Here is an 18,045-nt window from a genome sequence, read left to right on the forward strand (position 1 = left end):
GACATTTGAAACAACATATAGTAAAACTAACTTAAAGTTTGGTTGAAGTTAAATATTTGCTAAATTTAAATTATATAGTTTTTGCTAAATAAATCAATAGTTTTAATATTTGGTAATTAAAATATTAAAACTAGATGATTAATGAGCAACAAATTAATAACGCAAACCAATTTACTATAACAATAGTATACTCCTGTGAAATGAAAAGTTGGAATTTTTATTACAAACAAAAAATATAAATCTTTATTCATAGTTCATATTACTATACCGGCGTTAATACTGATCTTATAATGGACATTATATATTATGATACACGATCACAATACCGATCTAAAACACGAAGAACATACTAAAAGGTTAAAAGCTTTACAAAATAAGTTAGGAAACTTATCCGGTTTCTTGACAACAATGCGTTCTGATAACAATGAGGAATACAAAAAAATTTCCAATGATTTAGAAATTTTAATGAAAAAAATTAATACTATAAGAAAAAACATGGAAATATATTTTGTTATTATATTAATATTAATGTTTATTATAATTCAGAAAACGTTATGGATCACCGGTTCAAGTACTAATCTTTCTCTTTTAACAACTTTATTTTAGGTTCTAAGAACTCCTGTTTAATAATTTCTGCAGCTATATAAGAAGGTACAGCGTCATCTCGATCACTTGATACAAGCGAATTTTCCAAGCTAAACCTATGCTCACGTACTTTTGTACGCCTAGCTAGCTTGCCTTTAAATTCATCGTGTCTAAAGCTTTCTGAATTTAGCTGTAATCGGTTTGATTTAAATCCTAATTGCTGCAAAATTTTTTGGCTTTCTATTACCTGCTCATAAGCTTTTTTAGAATTAAATAATAACTCTTGAAGCTTATTACTAATAAGATTAGCTCGGCAATTAAATTGGATAAATTCCGGAATTATTTCTTTATCAGCTATAATATTTATTAACGTAACATATTTTATTTTTATCAATAGCCTAATGATAAGAAAACTTAAAATATTAATCTTATATGCTACAATCATAGGAGTACCGGAAGCTGCTATCTCTAAAGTATTAGTACCGGATTTTGCTAGAGCTACATCCGCAACAGCATAAGTTTTAAGTCTCTCACTTGAAAATAAATAATTAAACTTAACATCTTCTAAAAACGGTTTTATTATTGCCTCATGAGCAGGATTTGCAAGAGTAAATATAACTTTAAGATTATTACAACTCTTGAATATTTCTTCAATAGAAGAAACAAAAACCGATAAATGCCTTAGAATCTCACCCTTTCTACTACCAAGAGTAACACATAAAACTCTCTCATTCTCATCTATTTTAAACTCTGCATGTAAAGCTATTTTATCACTATAAAACTCTTGCTCCATAATCGGATGACCTATATATCTACAATCAAGACCGACTTTAGTAAAATATGGAGGTTCAAACGGTAGTAAAGCAAATAAACAATCATAAATTTTAGCGTATTTTACTGCCCTACCCTCTTTATATGCCCAAACTGACGGTGCAACGATATGAATCATTTTCAGCTTTGGTAAAAGTTTTCTTACCCGCTTTGCCACACGATAAGTAAACTCTGGTGAATCTATGGTAATTAATAAATCAGCTTTACTATTTATTATATCTTCTACAGTTTTATCAATTAATTTTTTAAGCTTAAAAATATGAGGTAAAATTTCTACAAAACCCATTAAATTTATGGAAGTAATAGGAAATAAGCTTTTAAAGCTACCGGCTTCCTCCATATATTTGCCGCCAACACCAACAAACTTTACTCCTGTATTGTTTCTTAAATGCTGAATTATACGACCACCTACAAAGTCTCCTGACACCTCACCGGCTATAAAGTAAATTTTTGTCATTAAAGATAGTTATTTTTTAAGGTTCTCAATTTCTGCTTTTAATCGCTCTATTTCTTTTATAGATAATTCAGTAATCTCATGTATTTCTTCTATCGAGTGTTTTTTCATTAACATCTTTTTTGCTATTTTATACTTTTTGTAACTTCACCTTCTTGTCTACTTTTTTTCTCCCCTCTTCTATTCCTTTTGCCATACCTTGTTCTCTACCTTTTTCTTCAGCAGAAACTATATAATCACGCTCTTTAAAGCTCTTATTCATGTATGCACAATAAACTATCTGCTCTTTAAGAGTCATCTTAAGTATATTAAGTCGATTTGCGACCTTTTTCATATATGGTGATTTAAAGTCTTTCTTAACTCAGAATGTTTTACTACATATAGCCATTCATCAAATTCATCTCTTATAACATCATTAAATAATGGTACTGATATTACAAAATATTCTGGAAATACATTACATAAATCAAATATTTTACCTCTCATATCTCCCAAAGAAAATTTCATAGGGTGTTTTTTATCAACTTCTCTAAAAATAGTCTTACCGTAATATAAAGGTGCTTTCATATCAGCAAAAGGAAAATATAATAAATTAATATGAAATATTTTTTAATTGTGGAGTAATCATCATTTTTTGAAATACTATCTACTATTAATCTGCTACTATTAAAGCAAGCTTTATGCATAAAAAGATTTGTATAGGATTTATCTATTTCCACTATATATTTATGCCCTTCTTCATCTTCCACAATTACATCTGCTACGCTAGATTTTAAGCTATCATTTTCTTTATTACTGCCACTTTCTAATAAGGCTTTTATTTTAATAGAACTATAACCAGCATCTTTGAGTATTGCCGAGATAAACCCTTCAACTATCTCGTAATCACCTTTGTCCTTAAGCAAATATTTTATAGCGTAATCAAAACTTATTATAGTACTCATATTTTCCTATCTAATTAAATATTATTAAATTCCATTTTACGATAGCTCAAAGCTTCTGCAATATGCATTTTCAAGACCTCATCCGTATTCTCAAGATCGAATCGTACGTGCTACCCTTAATATTCGATTATAAGCACGCATTGATAAACGAAATTTATTTGCCGCTTCATTCTAGTAAATCTCTTCCTTCATCCGCAGGCATAGCGTAATCTATTAATAACTGCCTGTCTAATCTATTATTTGTTTTAATATTATAACCCTCATATCTCTTTTCTTGAATCAAACGCACTTTCTTGACTCTTGCAGCTATATCCTTAGAATTTTCTTCAGAACTATAATCAATAAGATCATAATTATAAACATTAATACTAGAGACTTCTATATGCAAATCAAATCCATCCATAATAGGTCCCGATACTTTCATTTGATAGTCACTAGCACATTTTGGAGCTTTCATACATTCTTTATAAGGATCACCTAAATAACCGCATTTACAAGGATTCATAGCTGCTATTAACTGGAAATTTGCCGGATATTTTATATGAGCGTTTGATCCTGAGATTAGTATTTCACCGTTTTCAATAGGCTGTCTTAATGCATCAATAACATGCTGTGGAAATTCAGGTAGTTCATCTAAACATAATACTCCGTTATGAGCTAGCGTAATTTCCCCAGGCTTTACTTTTTTTCCGACACCGCCGCCGACCATAGCGGCAAGTGAGCATGAATGATGCGGAGTTCTGAACGGCCTTGCTTTGGTAAGTTTACCGTCTAAAAATTTTCCTGCAATACTTGTAATCGTGCTGCATTCTAAAATTTCTTTTGTAGACATTTTAGGTAGTATACTGGGAAGACAGGCAGTAAGCCTTGATTTACCGGTTCTGGGAGGGCCGAACATTAAAAGATTATGTCCACCTGATGCTGCAATTTCTAAAGCTCGTTTAGCAATTTTTTGACCTTTTATATCTTTAAAATCGGGATAATTTATCGGCTCATCTTGCAATTTAGCTTCCGGAGGAGTTAAAACTTGTGAACCTTTAAAATGATTTACTAGTTCAATTAAATTACCTGCAACAAGTATATTAATTACCCGACCAAGCAACTTCCGAGCTGTTTTTACTTGAACAAATGAGACCTTTACCTCTAGCAGAAGCCCCAATCGCTGCAGGTAAAGCTCCGCTTACCGGTAAGATTGAACCGTCTAATGATAACTCTCCTATTATCAAATATTCCGATATTTCAAGCTCCGATAAAATATTCATTGTGTTAAGTATCGAACAGGCAATCGCAAGATCAAAATGGCTTCCTTCTTTTACTAAATCTGCCGGAGCTAAATTTATTAAAATCTTTTTAGTAGGTAGTGCAAGCCCTATAGAAGATAACGCTGCTTTAACTCGTTCTTTTGATTCAGCTATAGTTTTATCGGCAAGCCCTACTATAGTATAAAAGCAGGGATACCCGGTGATATTTGTACCTGCACGTCAACGTCGATAATATCAATTCCATTCAACATTAGACTTGCTATATGAATTATCATGAAATTTTTCTTAAAATGCCATTTTGTCATCCTGCGACTTGATTGCAGGATCTCATCAAATATACTACTACAGACTACTTTATGAGATCCCGTGGTCAAGCCACGGAATGATAGGAATTATCTCAACTATTAATCGGAAAAGCATACTATAGAACAAACTTAGCTAGGTCAAGATTAGTTATTATTTTTGATAATTGATTTTCTACGAATTTATCATCGATAGTTATTTTTTTGCCTTTCATTTCGCTAGCTTCAAAGCTTATATCCTCAAGCAAATTCTCAAGTATAGTATGCAGCCTTCTAGCCCCTATATCTTCGACTTCTAAATTAACGGTGATCGCATAATCCGCTATCTTCTCAATAGCAGAAGCAGCAAATTCAAGACGCACGTCTTCAGTACCTATTAACGCCGAATATTGCTTTATTAAACTAGTTTCAGGCTCAAGCAATATTTTAATCATATCATCTTTGGTAAGCGAATTTAATTCTACTCTAATCGGTAACCTTCCTTGTAACTCCGGTAATAAATCAGAAGGTTTAGCAATATGGAAAGCACCTGAAGCAATAAATAATATATGATCGGTTTTAACCGGTCCATATTTAGTATTAACCGTCGTTCCCTCTATCAAAGGTAGCAAATCTCTTTGCACTCCCTCTCTACTTATTTCGGCATTTTTTGCTCCGGAACTACCAGTCGAAGCTATTTTATCAATTTCGTCAATAAAAACTATACCGTCATTTTCAGCTAAACTTATAGCTTGCTGAATAATTTTTTCTTGGTCTATTAATTTTTCTGATTCCTCAGGTATAATAGTAGCCATAGCATCTTTAACTAGCATTTTTTTTGTTTTAGTCTTACTGCTGCCAAGGGCTCGTCCAATCATATCGCCAAGATTAAGAACGCCCATAGATGCTCCCGGCATGCCCGGTATTTCAAAACTTCCACCGCCGACAGGTGTAGTATCAGCTACGCTAATTTCGATTTCCGTATCATCAAGTTCGCCGTTTAAAACTTTTTCTTTGAACTTTTCTCTAGTCTCACTAGTAGAAGTTTTACCTACTAAACTATCTAATATTCTCTCTATCGCTTTTTCACGGGCATTAATATCTACTTCTGTTTTTGCTAAAGTTTTTTCAGTATTAACGGCTATTTCGACTAAATCACGAATTATTGACTCTACATCACGCCCCACATATCCGACTTCGGTAAATTTAGTTGCTTCTATTTTATAGAAAGGAGAATTAGTGAACTTTGCAAGGCGTCTTGCTATTTCCGTTTTACCGACTCCGGTTGAACCGATCATTAAAATATTTTTCGGTACTATTTCATGACGTAAATTACCTTCTACTCTTTTACGACGACAACGATTTCTAAGTGCAATAGCAACGGCTTTTTTGGCCTTTTCTTGACCTACGATAAACCTATTAAGTTCATTAACTATTTGAGAAGGGGGAAGCCCCATAGGGTCTTTTTTATAAGTAGTTTTAGTAGCTTTCATACAACTTTTTCCATTATAATATTATGATTAGAAAATACACACAAATCTGCAGCTATATTCATAGATTTTAAAGCAATTTCTTCAGCAGTTAGATTATTATCGTAAGACATTAGGGCACGAGCGGCAGATAGTGCAAATAAACCGCCTGAACCTATTGCTGCAACATTATTTTCAGGCTCTACGACATCACCGTTACCGGTTAAAATTAATATATGACTACGATCGGCAACAATCATCATTGCTTCCAAACGTCTCAAATATTTATCGCTACGCCAATCTTTTGCAAGCTCAACTGCACTTCTAAGTAGATTATGTGAGTATTTTTCTATTTTTGCTTCAAGTTTTTCAAATAAAGCAAGTCCATCAGCCGTAGCACCTGCAAAACCGGCAATAATTTTATTGTTTGCTATAGTCCGTAGTTTCCTAGCACCGGATTTTAATATCGTATTGCCGTGCGACACCTGTCCGTCTGCCGCTATAATTATTTCTTCGTTCTTTTTTAAACAAAGTATTGTTGTGCCATGTAAGGCTAAATTATCTGACATAATATAAAATTATATAAAATTTATTGATATTAAGTTGTTAATTAAGTACTATAACGTAATATTTTACTCTGAAGTAAAATGCAGAATTATTATACGAAGATCAACTTCAAAAAGAGCAAGGAGTTCACAAGGCAAGGAACGCAGCGTATACTTAATACGTGAGTACCGCAGCTCTTGTAGAACGACGTAGCCAATTTTTGAAGTTCATCGAGTATACTTGACTAATCCAATTTAGTTAATTATTGTCCCTTGAATTTTCAAGGCTTAAACTTAAATAATGAATATATACGCAATATACATTAACTCCACATAAAAAAATAATAATTTTATTGTTATTGAAGAAGGCTTTTCATGGATAGCTGCTCTTTTAAGTATATTTTAGGCATTATACCATAAAATGTGGTTAGTGGTTGCTATTGCCGTAATAGCGAATATAATCGTTACGGCGATTAATATCGAAGAGTTAAAGTTTATATTTAAGATAGTTTAAATATTAGGCTTCGGCTTTTTTTGCTTCAGATATTAGAGAAAATTATTTAAAAAGAAATAATTACCGACTAGAAGATATAATAATTGCCAACTCTAGCATTGAAGCTGAATTAAAATTTCTAAAACGTAATATACTCGTTTAATGAATAGAAAAATGTCCTTAATGTCATTCCTGCGAAAGCAGGAATCTAGTAAAGCTTAATATTTTTACAAAAATTATTTTTTGATAAAGTAAACATATAAAAACAAGTTTTTATATGTTTTCCTGGATCCTCGTTTTCACGGGGATGACATCGAGTGCGTTTCTCAAGCCATGCAATAAAGCTTTTAACAGGAATAAAATGATATATAATAAAGAAAATATTTTTGCAAAAATTATAGATAAAAATCTTCCGGCAGAAATAATTTATGAAGACGAACAAATTTTAGCATTCAAAGATATAGCACCCGTGCATATTATTAGTAATACCTAAAAATGAATATTATAGATTATGCCGATTTTATCTCTAAAGCTTCCATAGATGAAATAAAACATTTTTTTGCTAAAATTTCTGATATAGCAAATGAAACGGGTTTAGATAAAGACAGTTATCGTTTAATAACTAATAAAGGCGAGAAATCGGGACAAACTATTTTTCATTTCCATTTCCATATTATCGGCGGTGAAAAACTCATCGGATTAATAAATAAAAATGACTAAAAAATACAATATTGCAGTAATCGGAGCTACAGGAAATGTAGGGCGTGAAACTCTAAATATTCTAGCTGAGCGTAATTTCCCCATTAATAAAATTCATGCTATAGCTTCAGATAGCTCTCTAGGGCGGGAAGTAAGCTTTGGAGAAAAAATACTACAAATTAATAGTTTAAAAAATTTAAATTTTGACGATATCGATATTGCTTTTTTTTGTGCAGGTTCAGAAGTTTCAAAAGAATTTATACCAAAAGCTACTGCTAGTAACTGTATAGTTATAGACAAATCCTCACTTTTTAGAGTTGATAATCAAGTGCCGTTAATTATACCTGAGGTTAATTTATCAACACTTAAAGAGTTTAATACTAAAAATATCATAGCTAACCCTAACTGTATAGTAATTCCGCTTGCAGTAGCATTAAAACCGCTAGATAATGAAATAAAGATTAAAAGAGTAGTGATATCTACTTATCAATCAGTATCAGGAGCGGGTAAAGCAGGAATGGACGAACTCTACGACCAAACAAAATCTAAATATGTTTTTGGAGAGAATGATCCTAAGAAATTTCCAAAACAGATTGCATTTAATCTATTTCCTCATATAGGTGATTTAAATAAAGACGGCTATACAAGTGAAGAAGCAAAAATTGCTTTTGAACTAAACAAAATTATAGGCAATCACTTTAAAGCTAGTGTTACTTCCGTGCGAGTACCGGTATTTATCGGTCATTCTATATCGGTTAACATAGAATTTAACGATAAAATTGATGCCAAAGAAGTCGAAGAAATATTACAAGATGCAGATGGAATTGTTACAATTTCTAATAATAATGACCTTGCTTATATCTCACCCGTTGAAGTGGTAGGCGAAGATGCCGTATATGTCTCCCGCATTAGAAATGACATAAGTAAACCTAACACGATAAATCTATGGATCACATGTGATAACTTACGTAAAGGAGCAGCTTTAAACAGTGTCCAAATTGCTGAAGAACTAATTAATAATTATTTATAATATAACTAATATGGATAATAAAAATAATAATCTAAATAAAAAAAACCCGCTAGTAATAGCATTAGGCGAATGTAGAACAGCTTTTTGGATAGTCTTTTGGTTTGCTTTTGTAATTAACTTACTAATGTTAATTACTCCTCTTTACTCACTACAAGTGCTTGATAGAGTCCTTGGAAGCGGTAATCTACAAACATTATTATTTTTATCGATAATAATCGCATATATTTATTTTGTTTATGGATTATTACAAATTGCTCGTTCTTTTACACTTATAAAGGTAGGAGAATGGCTTGATAGAACAGTAGCTCCCGTAATTTTTGCTTCTTCAATTTCTGCAGCTGCAACACGAGCAAATATGGGTTCTAGCCAATTATTACGTGATTTTCAAGCCGTCAAAACATTCCTAACAAGTACCGGAATTAATACTTTATTCGATGCCCCTTGGAGCCTTATCTATATTGTGGTTATTTTTTCAATTCATCCATATATCGGTCTTATTACCGTTTTTGGTGCAATTATCATAGTTTCAACCGCTTTCTTTAACGCAGCGGCTACTAATAAGATGCTAGGTGAAGCTACCGAATTTTCGATAAAAGGTATGACACAAGCCGATATTGCAAACAGAAATGCAGAAGCAATTGAAGCAATGGGAATGATGAAAAATGTTACAAAAAATTGGCATAAATTTAACATATCAGCACTTGATAAGCAATCGGTTGCTAGCTATCGTAACGGTGTTATTTCTAACTTTTCAAGGTTTATCCGTAACATAATGCAAATGGCTGTTACCGGAGTCGGTGCTTACATTGTTGTAAAATCTCACAGTGCAGATATGACTCCCGGTAATATGATTATGAGTTCTATCATAGTCGGTAGAGCTCTTGCTCCTTTCGATAATGCTATTGACCTATGGAAAAGTATGAGCGGTGCTATTAAATCATACAAAAACATTAATAATTTATTTAACACTTATTCTTCTAGAGACGAAGCGATGCCGATTCCGAACGTTGATGGTCATCTTACTGTTGAAAATGTTTATTATGCTCATCCTATACCGAAACATTTACCTCAACCTCCCGTACCGAAATATATCTTAAAAGGTGTTAGTTTTGCAGTACAACCGGGCGAAGTGTTAGCAATTATCGGTCCTTCGGCTACAGGAAAATCAACTTTAGCTAAAATCATAGTCGGGGTATGGAAAGAATCATCAGGTTCCGTACGTTTAGATAGTGCTGAAATTTATCGTTGGAATAGAGAAGATTTCGGTAGACATGTCGGCTATCTTCCTCAAGGAATAGAACTTTTTAGTGGTAGTATTAAACAAAATATAGCTAGAATGGAAGAAAATGCCGACCCACAAAAAGTTATTGAAGCAGCTAAAATAGCCGGAGCTCATGAAATGATATTAAGATTCCCTGACGGTTATGATTCTGATATCGGTCCTGCAGGCTCTAATCTATCAGGTGGTCAAAGACAACGTATCGGGCTTGCTAGAGCTTTTTACGGTAATCCAAAACTCATCATTTTAGATGAGCCTAATGCTAATTTAGATGAGGCAGGTGAAGTTGCCCTTGCAAGTGCCTTAAAACAAGCACAACTTAAAGGAATAGCAGTTCTTGTAATTTCACATAGACCATCTGTATTATCCGTTGTTGATAAAATTCTAATATTACAGGATGGAGCCGTTGCAGTTTACGGAACGGAAGAAGAGATTCAAAAACACTTTAAAACTTTAAAAAGCGGTACAATTCATATTAATAACTAAAATGTCATATCATGGTTTGATTGGCATTATTGCGTGAACCAGTTTTTCCTCGCAATGACGACCTTCAGTATCCACGCAACAATGCCCGCTCGCAATGACGCAAAATACAAACAATGCTGACTAAATATAATAATGATTAAATATTATGCAGGACTTAAAACACAATAAACCTCAAATTACTCCGGAACAATTAAAACAATTATTATCCTTAAGAGAAGATGCGTTAAACCTTAAAGGTCAAAGTTCTAAACGTAAAGCTTTAATAAATACTACATTAAGGAAAACCTCTCATGCTATAGAATTCTTATTAGTAAAACTTGATAGGTTTGTTAATTTTATTACCAAGAAAACCGATAAAGATCGTAATAACGTAGCCCAAGCTGCAAGGTTACCTATACTTTTCGGTATTTATGTTATTATCTTTTTAGTATTAATAGGCGGATTATGGTCAGCTCTTGCTCCGCTTGATAGCGGTGCTGTAGCTGTCGGTATCGTAATGCCAAGCACAAATAAAAAAACGATTCAACATCATGAAGGCGGAATAATCAATGCTATTTATGTTAAGCAAGGTGATAAAGTCAAAGAAGGCGATAAGTTAATAGAACTTGAAGAAACTAGAATAAAAAGCGAACATGAAAATATCCTTGGTCAGTACCGTAATTTTTTAGCAACTGAAAATCGTTTAATTGCCGAACGTGATAATTTAGAACAAATCGAATTCTCTGATTTTCTAATGCAGGATATAAATTTACCGGAAGTAGCTAAAATAATTCATACGCAGGAAAATTTATTTAGATCTAGAAAAGAAGTATATAACTCAGAGAAAGATGCATTACATCAAAATATTGCTCAACTTGAGAAAAAAATTGAAGGTTTAGAAGCAAAAAAAGTTGCCGCCTCCAAAACTGCTGAAGTTTATCAAGACCGTTTAAAAGCTTTAAGAACGTTAAAAGAAAAAGGCTTTGTACAAAAAGCAGCCTTATTAGACCAAGAGGCAAAAGTTGCCGCTTCAAAAAGCGATGTTGCAACAACTGAAGCTGAAATAGCAGGAATACGCCATGCTATTACCGAAACTCAAATTAAAATTATAAATCAACAAAATAAATACATTGAACGGACTTTAACAGAGCTTCGTGAAGCTCAAGTACAAACAGCATCTCTTAAAGAAAAATATAATTCCCTGACGGATTCGCTTAATCGTGTGATAATCAGATCACCTGTTGACGGTATAGTTAATAATTTAAAATATCATACAATAGGCGGTGTTATAGGTCACGGACAAACTATTATGGAAATTTCACCAATTAATGACCCATTAATAATAGAAGCAAAGGTATCTCAAAAAAATATTGACTCAGTACATGAGGGATTAGTTGCAAAAATACGTTTTAGTGCATTTAAATCAAGAACAACTCCAACATTTACCGGTAAAGTAGTAAGCATATCTCCCGATATAGTACAAGATGAAAGACAGCACCCGGGACAACAACAAGATAATTATTATGTTGCAAGAGTTGAAATCGATATGGATGAATTTAACAAAGTTGCTAAAGTTAAAAATCTTGAATTACACCCCGGTATGCAAGCTGAGGTACAAATCGTAACCGGTACTAGAACACTACTTAGATATTTACTTGATCCCGTTACTGATACTGCATTTAAAGCTTTTAGAGAAAAATAGATAATTTAAAAATTTCAGGTTAGATAACTTTACGGAACCTAGATATTTAGTAACAATATTTATTAAAAATTCTTAATTCTTCTATTGACTTTTAACTACAACAGTATAAGCTTATTTTGCAATCTAATTATAATAAAGGTTATGTTAGGCTACGAAATAGAACAAAGAAGTTTCAATAAAGAACAAAAACAAGCTGTCGGATTACTTTCTATAGGTACATTTCTAGAGTATTTTGATCTTATGCTTTATGTGCATATGGCGGTGCTTTTAAATAATTTATTTTTTCCAGAATATGATCCTTTCACTTTTTCGTTGCTTACTGCCTCTTCTTTCTGTTCTACCTATTTGCTAAGACCTATAGGAGCATTAATATTTGGGTATATAGGCGATCATTTTGGACGTAAGATTGTAGTTATTTTAACTACCCTATTAATGGCTATTACTTGTGTGATTATAGGCAGCATGCCAACATATGCACAGATAGGTATAACAGCCTCTTGGGTTCTTACTATATGTCGTATAATTCAAGGTATGTCGGCAACTGCAGAAGCACGAGGTGCAGAGCTGTATTTAACCGAAAATTCATCTCCTCCTATACAATATCCATTAGTAGCAATTATAACCGTATTTTCTGCCGTAGGCACGACGGTAGCACTAGGTATTGCATCAATTTTTACTAATCAAAATATTTATCAATATGAATCAAGTTGGCGTATAGCCTTTTTCGTTGGTGCAACTATCGCTTTTGTAGGTACTATTGCAAGGACTAGTTTAAAAGAAGCAGATGCATTTTCAAATAAAAGAAACAAATTAAAACTAAGACTTCAAGAAAATAATATTATGCTTGAAGACATTGACAAAGATGTTCTAGATCAAAAAGTTCCAAACGCCACTTCTATTTGGTATTTCTTTATCCAGTGTGCTAGACCACCGTGTTTTTATTTCGTGTATATATATTGCGGTGATATATTAAAAAGAGAATGCGGATTTACTCCGAATCAAATTATAAATCAAAATTTTTGGGTATCTATAATAGATTTACTCGGTATTATCGCTCTTGCATTTATTAGCTATAAAATCCATCCTTTAAAAATCCTAAAGGTAAAATTATATCTATTTTTTACCTCTCTCATTTTTTTTCCTATAATGTTAAATTATAACCCTACTCCTTTATATATTTTTATTTTTCAATGTTTAGCTGCATTATTCGTATTTGATCACATACCAGCAGCTCCTATATTTTATAAATATTTTCCGGTTTTTAAGAGATTTACGTATACTAGTATGCTAAGTGCAATAGCAAAATTATTTACTTATATTATAACGTCATTTGGTTTAGTTTATATTACCAATTATTTAGGATATTGGGGATTATTTTTAATTTTCATTCCGGTAGGTATAACTTTCTTCATGGGAGTAACTTATTTTGAGAGAATGGAAAAGAATCAAAATTTATAATTTTATTAAAAGTAGAATCTATATTAAACTTTAAATTATTTTTATAACATTCAGCATATATAAGCTCTGAAACTAAAGGTATTTCAAGCATTTCACTTAATACTAAAAAGCTTTTTAATGTCTCTTTAATTATTTTATGAGCTTTTTCAGGCGATTTTGCTCCTAAAGTTTGTAAATTATGTATTCTATCAAAAAGTTTTATAAGAGCAGTATCGTATCTTTTTTGTTTAATTAATAAAATAAGACTTTTCTCGCTACTTATTTTTCCACAAGATTTAATTCTAGTTAGACCTGCTACATGCCTTGCTACTTCTTCATCAAAAATGTTGCTAATCATTTCTTCAGTAAGTTCAGTATCTTCAATAGTGTCATGAAGTAATGCAGCTTGTAGCATTCTAAAAGTAAAGAGTTTAGGTACTTCTTTTGCTACAAATTCCGCTACCATAATTGTTACTGCGATTGGATGAGAATAATAAGGGTCACCCGATTGACGCATTTGCTCACCATGATATTTACGAGCATAATAAATACCTTTTTTAACTTCTCTAATATCGATAGATTGTTTTACTTGGGTATTGAAAAATAAAAGCCTTTCGATTAATTTATCTGAATACTTACAACTTTCAAAATTCTTTTCCCAATATTCTATATCTTTCATAAAATCTCCCAATTCTATATATTTGGTTTTTCTTATGATTATCTTTTATATTTTCTTTTTAAAATCCAATTATTATTTATTAAAAATCTCTATATTTAATAATTTTTCTATTTTTAATGCTAAAAAATAATTATATATTAAAAATAGTTTTTTACAAAGGTTTATATGTCCATCCTTAACTATCACCTACATTTTTCTCGTTATAACAATCTTAATATCTTTTTTTGTCGTGATAAAAGACCTGCATATTTAGGCATAGGCATTACGATTTTAGCCGCTTTATATCAAGGCGTAATAAAATATTATAGGAGTTTAGGGCTTTATCTATTTTTACTGCTATTACCTATGCCTATTTTAATTTACAGCTAAATAAAGTATTAAAAACCTTATTATTTATATTAATCTCGCTAGGTTTTACTATATTTGCTTTTCATAAAGTTCCAGAATTTTTTAATATCCTTGCTATTGATAAAGTACAGTTATCGGAATTATCCATACCGTTTTCTATGTATCTAAATTTTGATAAGGTAATGCCGGCTTTAATAATTTTCTCTGTCAGTGATTTATATATTAGACATCTTTCCAAACCAGCTTCTAGAGAGGAATTTAAAGGAGACACGGAACGCAGAACCGCAGCGTACACAAGCATACGTGAGGATTCGAGTACCGGATCGACGTATAAATTACCTCTAGAAGCTGGTTTGGAAAGATGTTTTTAGAAAAACAAGAAAGTAAGAATGCTCTAAGGTATACCTTCTTTTCTCTTTCACTCTGTGTATAATGATAATTATGACTCTGTCATTTAATAAGCGGTTACGTCTTATTTGAGCCTAAAATCCCAAGCATACTACCAATATTATGGGCAATTAATAATTTCTTTTTAGTATGTATGGCTGAGGAAGTTTTCTTTCGAGGGTTTTTAACAAAGAACATTACAAAGTCTTTTACCAAAACAGCAGATTTTAGCTGTTATTATAGTATCTTTAATATTTGGGATTGCACATTTTCAAGGCGGGGCATATATAGCTTTAAGCACTATATGCGGTTTTTTCTATGGTTATGCATATTATAAAACAGATAAAATATTATGCTCTATGATAGTCCATTGCGGTCTAAATTTATGCTATTTATTATTATTTACTTATCCTGCTCTTAAAACTTTGTGAAATAAATGTAATTTTAATAGACAAAGTTATAGAGTTTTTTTATTTATAAATAGTAAACATAATAACTAAGTTTTATGAACAAAGACATCCCTATGGATTTATTACCTTCAGAACCTGAGCTAACAAGCTCTAGTAGTGCTGCTTTGACTCTACTTTTAATGTGGGAGCAACCTTATTATTCTTGATAGGTTATTGCTGTTATTATTGCTTCAATAATGAGCCAAAAGATATGGGACTTGAATTAATCGGTGATCACCACGAACATGATAAATAATATTTTTAAATTATTGCATGGTTCTTAATGTCATTCCCGCGAAAGGCTTGCCTGCGTGGTGCGAAAATCGTCATTGCGAGGGAATTGCATAGCAATTGACGAAGCAATCCAGTTAAAAATTCTGATTTACAGAATTTCTTTATTATTTTTTATGGATTGCCATGCAGCCTACGGCTGCTTGCAATGACGATTTGGTATCCACACGGGCAATGCCCAACCTACAATTTACTTGGATCAAAGCTAAAATTAATCTCTTTCCAATGGTTAAAGCGTGCAGGATCAAGGTTTTCAATAGGGCTTGCCTGCCATACCGCTCTAATTGCATTATCCGCTAAAGCTTCACAAATGCTAGCCGGAATATTAGGACAAATTCTTTCTTTAACTTTTGCCTGTTCAACGTTCCCTGCCTTATCTAACGTAATACTAATAATAACTTTTACCTTATTATTACCTCTCACCCCTGCCGGTATATTACTCCAATGTCTTTCAATCTGTCTTTTTATCAAAGATGTTTCACTATCGGAAAGAGGCAGCCCATCCGTATAAACACCTTTAGCTTCTTTTGCATTATCAACTTTTTTTGATCTTTGATGCTTATTGGATTTTACATTATCCCCTTCAGAGGATTGCTCTAAATTCTTCAGTAAAGAATCAAGCTCATCGGTTTTAGGCTCTTGTTTCTTTACCTCTTTTGGTTTCTCTTCAGGCTTTTTGACAACGGCTTCTTCTTTCTTCTCTTCGGGCTTCTTCTTTTTTTCTGCTTGTTTTTTTTCCTCTTCTTTAGGCTTTTCTTCCTTTACTTCTTCTTTTTTCTCAGGCAACGCTTCTTTCGCTTCTTCCGGCTTTGGTTCTTCTATAGGTTTTTTCTCTTCTATTTTAGGCTTTTCTTCTATTGTTTTAGCTTCAGGCTCTTGTGCTTTTTCTTCTTTAGGCAAATCTTGCTGCGGTTCTTCCTCTTTAGGCTTACTCTGCTCAGACTTTTTAGCGTCTTTATTTTCTATAGGGGCTTCTTTTTGCTTTGTTTGGGTTATGATATTTGGTTTATCGCTAACAGGTAACATCTCAAAAGTTATAGTTTGCTGTTCCGGTAATTTTTCAAAAAGCGATGGCATACCGAATAGAAAAAAATATAAAAGAAGTAAGTGTAGAAGAATAGAGAAGCTAAGGAAAACCGTAAAATTATCCTTATTTTGATTACTTTTCATTATTTTTAATATTTGAAATAAGAGCTACACGAGTAAAGCCGGCAGCATGAATTTCAGCAACTATCTCTACCACCTGCCCATAAGAGACATTTCTATCGCCTCTTACAAAAATTCTAGCATCCTTTTTTTCTTTAGTGATATTTGCAAGCTTGTCGGTTAAATGCGTTCTCTCTATTGGCGTTTCAAGCAAGAAAATTTCACCTTTGTTATTGATAGTAACAACCAAAGGCTCATCTTGACTTGAAATCGGGCTTGAATTTGTCTCAGGTAAATCCACATTTACACCTGAAACAAGCATTGGAGAAGTAATCATGAAAATAATTAATAGCACAAGCATCACATCAACAAGCGGTGTAACGTTAATTTCGCTAACTACCGCTCTTTTGCTTTTTCTATTACTTCCGGCAAGCTTTATAGCCATTACATTTTCTCCTGATCAATTGCCTTAGAAAATATAGAGTTTAACTCGCTAATAAAATCTTCAATCTTATTATTGATAAGAGTAATACGGGAAATAAGATAGTTATAAAAAATTACTGCTGGAATAGCTGCAAATAAACCGATAGCCGTTGCAAGTAACGCCTCGGTAATTCCGGGAGCTACTACGGCAAGTGAAGTATTTTTTGAAGTAGCAATCGATTGGAAGCTATGCATAATCCCCCAAACGGTACCGAATAAACCTACGAAAGGAGCACTTGATCCAACAGTTGCCAAGAAGCTCAAATTCTTCTCAAGCTTTTCGACTTCTCTATTTTGAGCTAGATACATTGCACCCGTTATACGCTCTTTATGGTTATTTTTTAATGCATCGGAAAGCCCTTTAGTGTTTAAGCTTTTACACTCATCCATAGCGGATACGAATATTAAAGCTAGCGGATTATTAACCGACCTCTTTATGCTTTCATATAATTGCTCCAATACTCCACCAGACCAAAACACATTTTCAAATGCTCGCATTCTTTTCTGCACTTGCACTAGCTTAAATATTTTATCCAAAATAATAGCCCATGACCAAATGGAGGCAATAAGCAACATCAACATAACCGACTTACCGATAATGTCGGATGAACTTATTAAAGAAAAAATCGATAAATGATCTTGCGTAACAATTTCTAAGCTATCGCTAATATTAGTATCTGCACTCATTGAATGTATATTATTTAATTATTCTAAAATTAAATAATATATTCATATTTTACTTTTGTCATTAGGTTATGTGAAAATTTTTGTCATTGCGAGGAAAAA

At 32.5% G+C, this 18,045-nt stretch carries 20 protein-coding genes and 4 pseudogenes; 11 read left to right on the top strand and 13 right to left on the bottom strand.

Translation table 11 applies throughout. From position 1 onward, the window contains the following. Positions 1 to 306: 306 nt before the first annotated feature. Positions 307 to 606, top strand: a complete 300-nt coding sequence (locus tag RAS_RS04345; RefSeq protein ID WP_010423413.1) for a hypothetical protein — start codon at positions 307 to 309, stop codon at positions 604 to 606. On the opposite strand, the gene lpxB is transcribed toward RAS_RS04345, so the two are convergent. The 9 genes and pseudogenes from lpxB to hslV all read right to left on the bottom strand — a co-directional run bounded on the left by lpxB (position 575) and on the right by hslV (position 6,395). Further along, positions 575 to 1,873: a lipid-A-disaccharide synthase gene (lpxB, locus tag RAS_RS04350; protein WP_147142669.1), complete on the bottom strand. Its 1,299-nt coding sequence runs from the start codon at positions 1,871 to 1,873 to the stop codon at positions 575 to 577. The genes RAS_RS04345 and lpxB overlap by 32 nt on opposite strands. Before the next feature lie 9 nt (positions 1,874 to 1,882). Beyond that, positions 1,883 to 2,437 (bottom strand): annotated as a pseudogene (locus RAS_RS10740) (hypothetical protein). Next, positions 2,434 to 2,814: a PD-(D/E)XK nuclease family transposase gene (locus RAS_RS04370; protein WP_147142678.1), complete on the bottom strand. Its 381-nt coding sequence runs from the start codon at positions 2,812 to 2,814 to the stop codon at positions 2,434 to 2,436. Before RAS_RS04370 ends, RAS_RS10740 begins: the two are co-directional and overlap by 4 nt. Before the next feature lie 90 nt (positions 2,815 to 2,904). Further along, positions 2,905 to 2,955 carry a hypothetical protein gene (locus RAS_RS11315; protein WP_232049361.1) on the bottom strand — a complete coding sequence of 17 codons (51 nt, stop codon included), beginning with the start codon at positions 2,953 to 2,955 and terminating at the stop codon, positions 2,905 to 2,907. 25 nt (positions 2,956 to 2,980) lie between these two features. Then, positions 2,981 to 3,916: a YifB family Mg chelatase-like AAA ATPase gene (locus RAS_RS09810; protein ID WP_232049138.1), complete on the bottom strand. Its 936-nt coding sequence runs from the start codon at positions 3,914 to 3,916 to the stop codon at positions 2,981 to 2,983. After that, entirely contained in the window at positions 3,897 to 4,280 is a 384-nt protein-coding gene (locus RAS_RS09815; protein WP_332094815.1) for a magnesium chelatase domain-containing protein, read from the bottom strand. Before RAS_RS09815 ends, RAS_RS09810 begins: the two co-directional genes overlap by 20 nt. Beyond that, the gene (locus RAS_RS09820; RefSeq protein ID WP_232049139.1) at positions 4,250 to 4,381 is read right to left on the bottom strand and encodes an ATPase; all 132 of its coding nucleotides are present in this window, start codon (positions 4,379 to 4,381) and stop codon (positions 4,250 to 4,252) included. The genes RAS_RS09815 and RAS_RS09820 overlap by 31 nt, the downstream gene beginning before the upstream one ends. A 116-nt stretch (positions 4,382 to 4,497) precedes the next feature. Then, entirely contained in the window at positions 4,498 to 5,850 is a 1,353-nt protein-coding gene (gene hslU, locus RAS_RS04380) for an ATP-dependent protease ATPase subunit HslU (protein ID WP_147142681.1), read from the bottom strand. Continuing rightward, on the bottom strand, positions 5,847 to 6,395 hold the full coding sequence (hslV, locus tag RAS_RS04385) for an ATP-dependent protease subunit HslV (protein WP_147142685.1): 549 nt from the start codon (positions 6,393 to 6,395) through the stop codon (positions 5,847 to 5,849). The genes hslU and hslV overlap by 4 nt, the downstream gene beginning before the upstream one ends. A gap of 328 nt (positions 6,396 to 6,723) precedes the next feature. Here hslV and RAS_RS04395 point away from each other — a divergent pair. The 6 genes and pseudogenes from RAS_RS04395 to RAS_RS04420 all read left to right on the top strand — a co-directional run bounded on the left by RAS_RS04395 (position 6,724) and on the right by RAS_RS04420 (position 13,497). Further along, a pseudogene (locus RAS_RS04395) lies at positions 6,724 to 7,027 on the top strand (DUF2628 domain-containing protein). Positions 7,028 to 7,228: 201 nt separating this feature from the next. Beyond that, positions 7,229 to 7,584 (top strand): annotated as a pseudogene (locus RAS_RS04400) (HIT domain-containing protein). Beyond that, the gene (asd, locus tag RAS_RS04405; protein ID WP_147142690.1) at positions 7,577 to 8,593 is read left to right on the top strand and encodes an aspartate-semialdehyde dehydrogenase; all 1,017 of its coding nucleotides are present in this window, start codon (positions 7,577 to 7,579) and stop codon (positions 8,591 to 8,593) included. Before RAS_RS04400 ends, asd begins: the two are co-directional and overlap by 8 nt. Before the next feature lie 10 nt (positions 8,594 to 8,603). Continuing rightward, the gene (locus tag RAS_RS04410; protein WP_147142693.1) at positions 8,604 to 10,358 is read left to right on the top strand and encodes a type I secretion system permease/ATPase; all 1,755 of its coding nucleotides are present in this window, start codon (positions 8,604 to 8,606) and stop codon (positions 10,356 to 10,358) included. 145 nt (positions 10,359 to 10,503) lie between these two features. After that, a complete protein-coding gene (locus RAS_RS04415; protein ID WP_147142696.1) occupies positions 10,504 to 12,039 on the top strand; it encodes an HlyD family type I secretion periplasmic adaptor subunit in 1,536 nt (511 codons plus the stop codon). 141 nt (positions 12,040 to 12,180) lie between these two features. Beyond that, positions 12,181 to 13,497, top strand: coding sequence for an MFS transporter (locus tag RAS_RS04420; RefSeq protein WP_147142699.1), 1,317 nt, complete (start codon positions 12,181 to 12,183; stop codon positions 13,495 to 13,497). Here the strand turns inward: RAS_RS04420 and RAS_RS04425 are convergent. Beyond that, positions 13,448 to 14,155, bottom strand: coding sequence for an HD domain-containing protein (locus RAS_RS04425; protein WP_010423430.1), 708 nt, complete (start codon positions 14,153 to 14,155; stop codon positions 13,448 to 13,450). The genes RAS_RS04420 and RAS_RS04425 overlap by 50 nt on opposite strands. A 165-nt stretch (positions 14,156 to 14,320) precedes the next feature. Between RAS_RS04425 and RAS_RS04430 the strand changes: the two genes are divergently transcribed. From RAS_RS04430 to RAS_RS09825, 4 genes and pseudogenes are all read left to right on the top strand, one after another. Beyond that, positions 14,321 to 14,524: a hypothetical protein gene (locus tag RAS_RS04430; protein WP_147142702.1), complete on the top strand. Its 204-nt coding sequence runs from the start codon at positions 14,321 to 14,323 to the stop codon at positions 14,522 to 14,524. A 200-nt stretch (positions 14,525 to 14,724) separates the two neighbouring features. Then, positions 14,725 to 14,853, top strand: a pseudogene (locus RAS_RS04435) (palindromic element RPE1 domain-containing protein); the annotation flags it as partial. A gap of 167 nt (positions 14,854 to 15,020) precedes the next feature. Beyond that, positions 15,021 to 15,227: a hypothetical protein gene (locus RAS_RS10745; protein WP_332094816.1), complete on the top strand. Its 207-nt coding sequence runs from the start codon at positions 15,021 to 15,023 to the stop codon at positions 15,225 to 15,227. After that, a complete protein-coding gene (locus RAS_RS09825) occupies positions 15,142 to 15,321 on the top strand; it encodes a CPBP family intramembrane glutamic endopeptidase (protein ID WP_332094817.1) in 180 nt (59 codons plus the stop codon). Before RAS_RS10745 ends, RAS_RS09825 begins: the two co-directional genes overlap by 86 nt. Before the next feature lie 492 nt (positions 15,322 to 15,813). Here RAS_RS09825 and RAS_RS04455 read toward each other — a convergent pair whose 3' ends face one another. The 3 genes from RAS_RS04455 to tolQ are packed head-to-tail and all read right to left on the bottom strand — an operon-like array spanning position 15,814 to position 17,946. Continuing rightward, positions 15,814 to 16,800 (bottom strand): energy transducer TonB, encoded by a 987-nt coding sequence (locus RAS_RS04455; protein WP_147142708.1) that lies wholly within the window; start codon positions 16,798 to 16,800, stop codon positions 15,814 to 15,816. Next, complete coding sequence (gene tolR / locus RAS_RS04460; protein WP_147142710.1) at positions 16,790 to 17,221, bottom strand: protein TolR; 432 nt, start codon at positions 17,219 to 17,221, stop codon at positions 16,790 to 16,792. The genes RAS_RS04455 and tolR overlap by 11 nt, the downstream gene beginning before the upstream one ends. Next, positions 17,221 to 17,946, bottom strand: a complete 726-nt coding sequence (gene tolQ / locus RAS_RS04465) for a protein TolQ (RefSeq protein ID WP_147142712.1) — start codon at positions 17,944 to 17,946, stop codon at positions 17,221 to 17,223. The genes tolR and tolQ overlap by 1 nt, the downstream gene beginning before the upstream one ends. Between the last annotated feature and the right edge of the window lie 99 nt (positions 17,947 to 18,045).

This window comes from Rickettsia asiatica (assembly GCF_007989425.1).
Classification (GTDB): domain Bacteria; phylum Pseudomonadota; class Alphaproteobacteria; order Rickettsiales; family Rickettsiaceae; genus Rickettsia; species Rickettsia helvetica.

Coding starts and splice junctions, on each gene's coding strand:
- RAS_RS04345 (WP_010423413.1), top strand. CDS start 307: ATGATACACGATCACAATACCGATCTAAAACACGAAGAACATACTAAA.
- hslU (WP_147142681.1), bottom strand. CDS start 5,850: ATGAAAGCTACTAAAACTACTTATAAAAAAGACCCTATGGGGCTTCCC.
- lpxB (WP_147142669.1), bottom strand. CDS start 1,873: ATGACAAAAATTTACTTTATAGCCGGTGAGGTGTCAGGAGACTTTGTA.
- hslV (WP_147142685.1), bottom strand. CDS start 6,395: ATGTCAGATAATTTAGCCTTACATGGCACAACAATACTTTGTTTAAAA.
- asd (WP_147142690.1), top strand. CDS start 7,577: ATGACTAAAAAATACAATATTGCAGTAATCGGAGCTACAGGAAATGTA.
- RAS_RS04425 (WP_010423430.1), bottom strand. CDS start 14,155: ATGAAAGATATAGAATATTGGGAAAAGAATTTTGAAAGTTGTAAGTAT.
- tolQ (WP_147142712.1), bottom strand. CDS start 17,946: ATGAGTGCAGATACTAATATTAGCGATAGCTTAGAAATTGTTACGCAA.
- RAS_RS09820 (WP_232049139.1), bottom strand. CDS start 4,381: ATGACAAAATGGCATTTTAAGAAAAATTTCATGATAATTCATATAGCA.
- RAS_RS04430 (WP_147142702.1), top strand. CDS start 14,321: ATGTCCATCCTTAACTATCACCTACATTTTTCTCGTTATAACAATCTT.
- RAS_RS04370 (WP_147142678.1), bottom strand. CDS start 2,814: ATGAGTACTATAATAAGTTTTGATTACGCTATAAAATATTTGCTTAAG.
- RAS_RS04420 (WP_147142699.1), top strand. CDS start 12,181: ATGTTAGGCTACGAAATAGAACAAAGAAGTTTCAATAAAGAACAAAAA.
- RAS_RS04455 (WP_147142708.1), bottom strand. CDS start 16,800: ATGAAAAGTAATCAAAATAAGGATAATTTTACGGTTTTCCTTAGCTTC.
- RAS_RS04410 (WP_147142693.1), top strand. CDS start 8,604: ATGGATAATAAAAATAATAATCTAAATAAAAAAAACCCGCTAGTAATA.
- RAS_RS04415 (WP_147142696.1), top strand. CDS start 10,504: ATGCAGGACTTAAAACACAATAAACCTCAAATTACTCCGGAACAATTA.
- tolR (WP_147142710.1), bottom strand. CDS start 17,221: ATGGCTATAAAGCTTGCCGGAAGTAATAGAAAAAGCAAAAGAGCGGTA.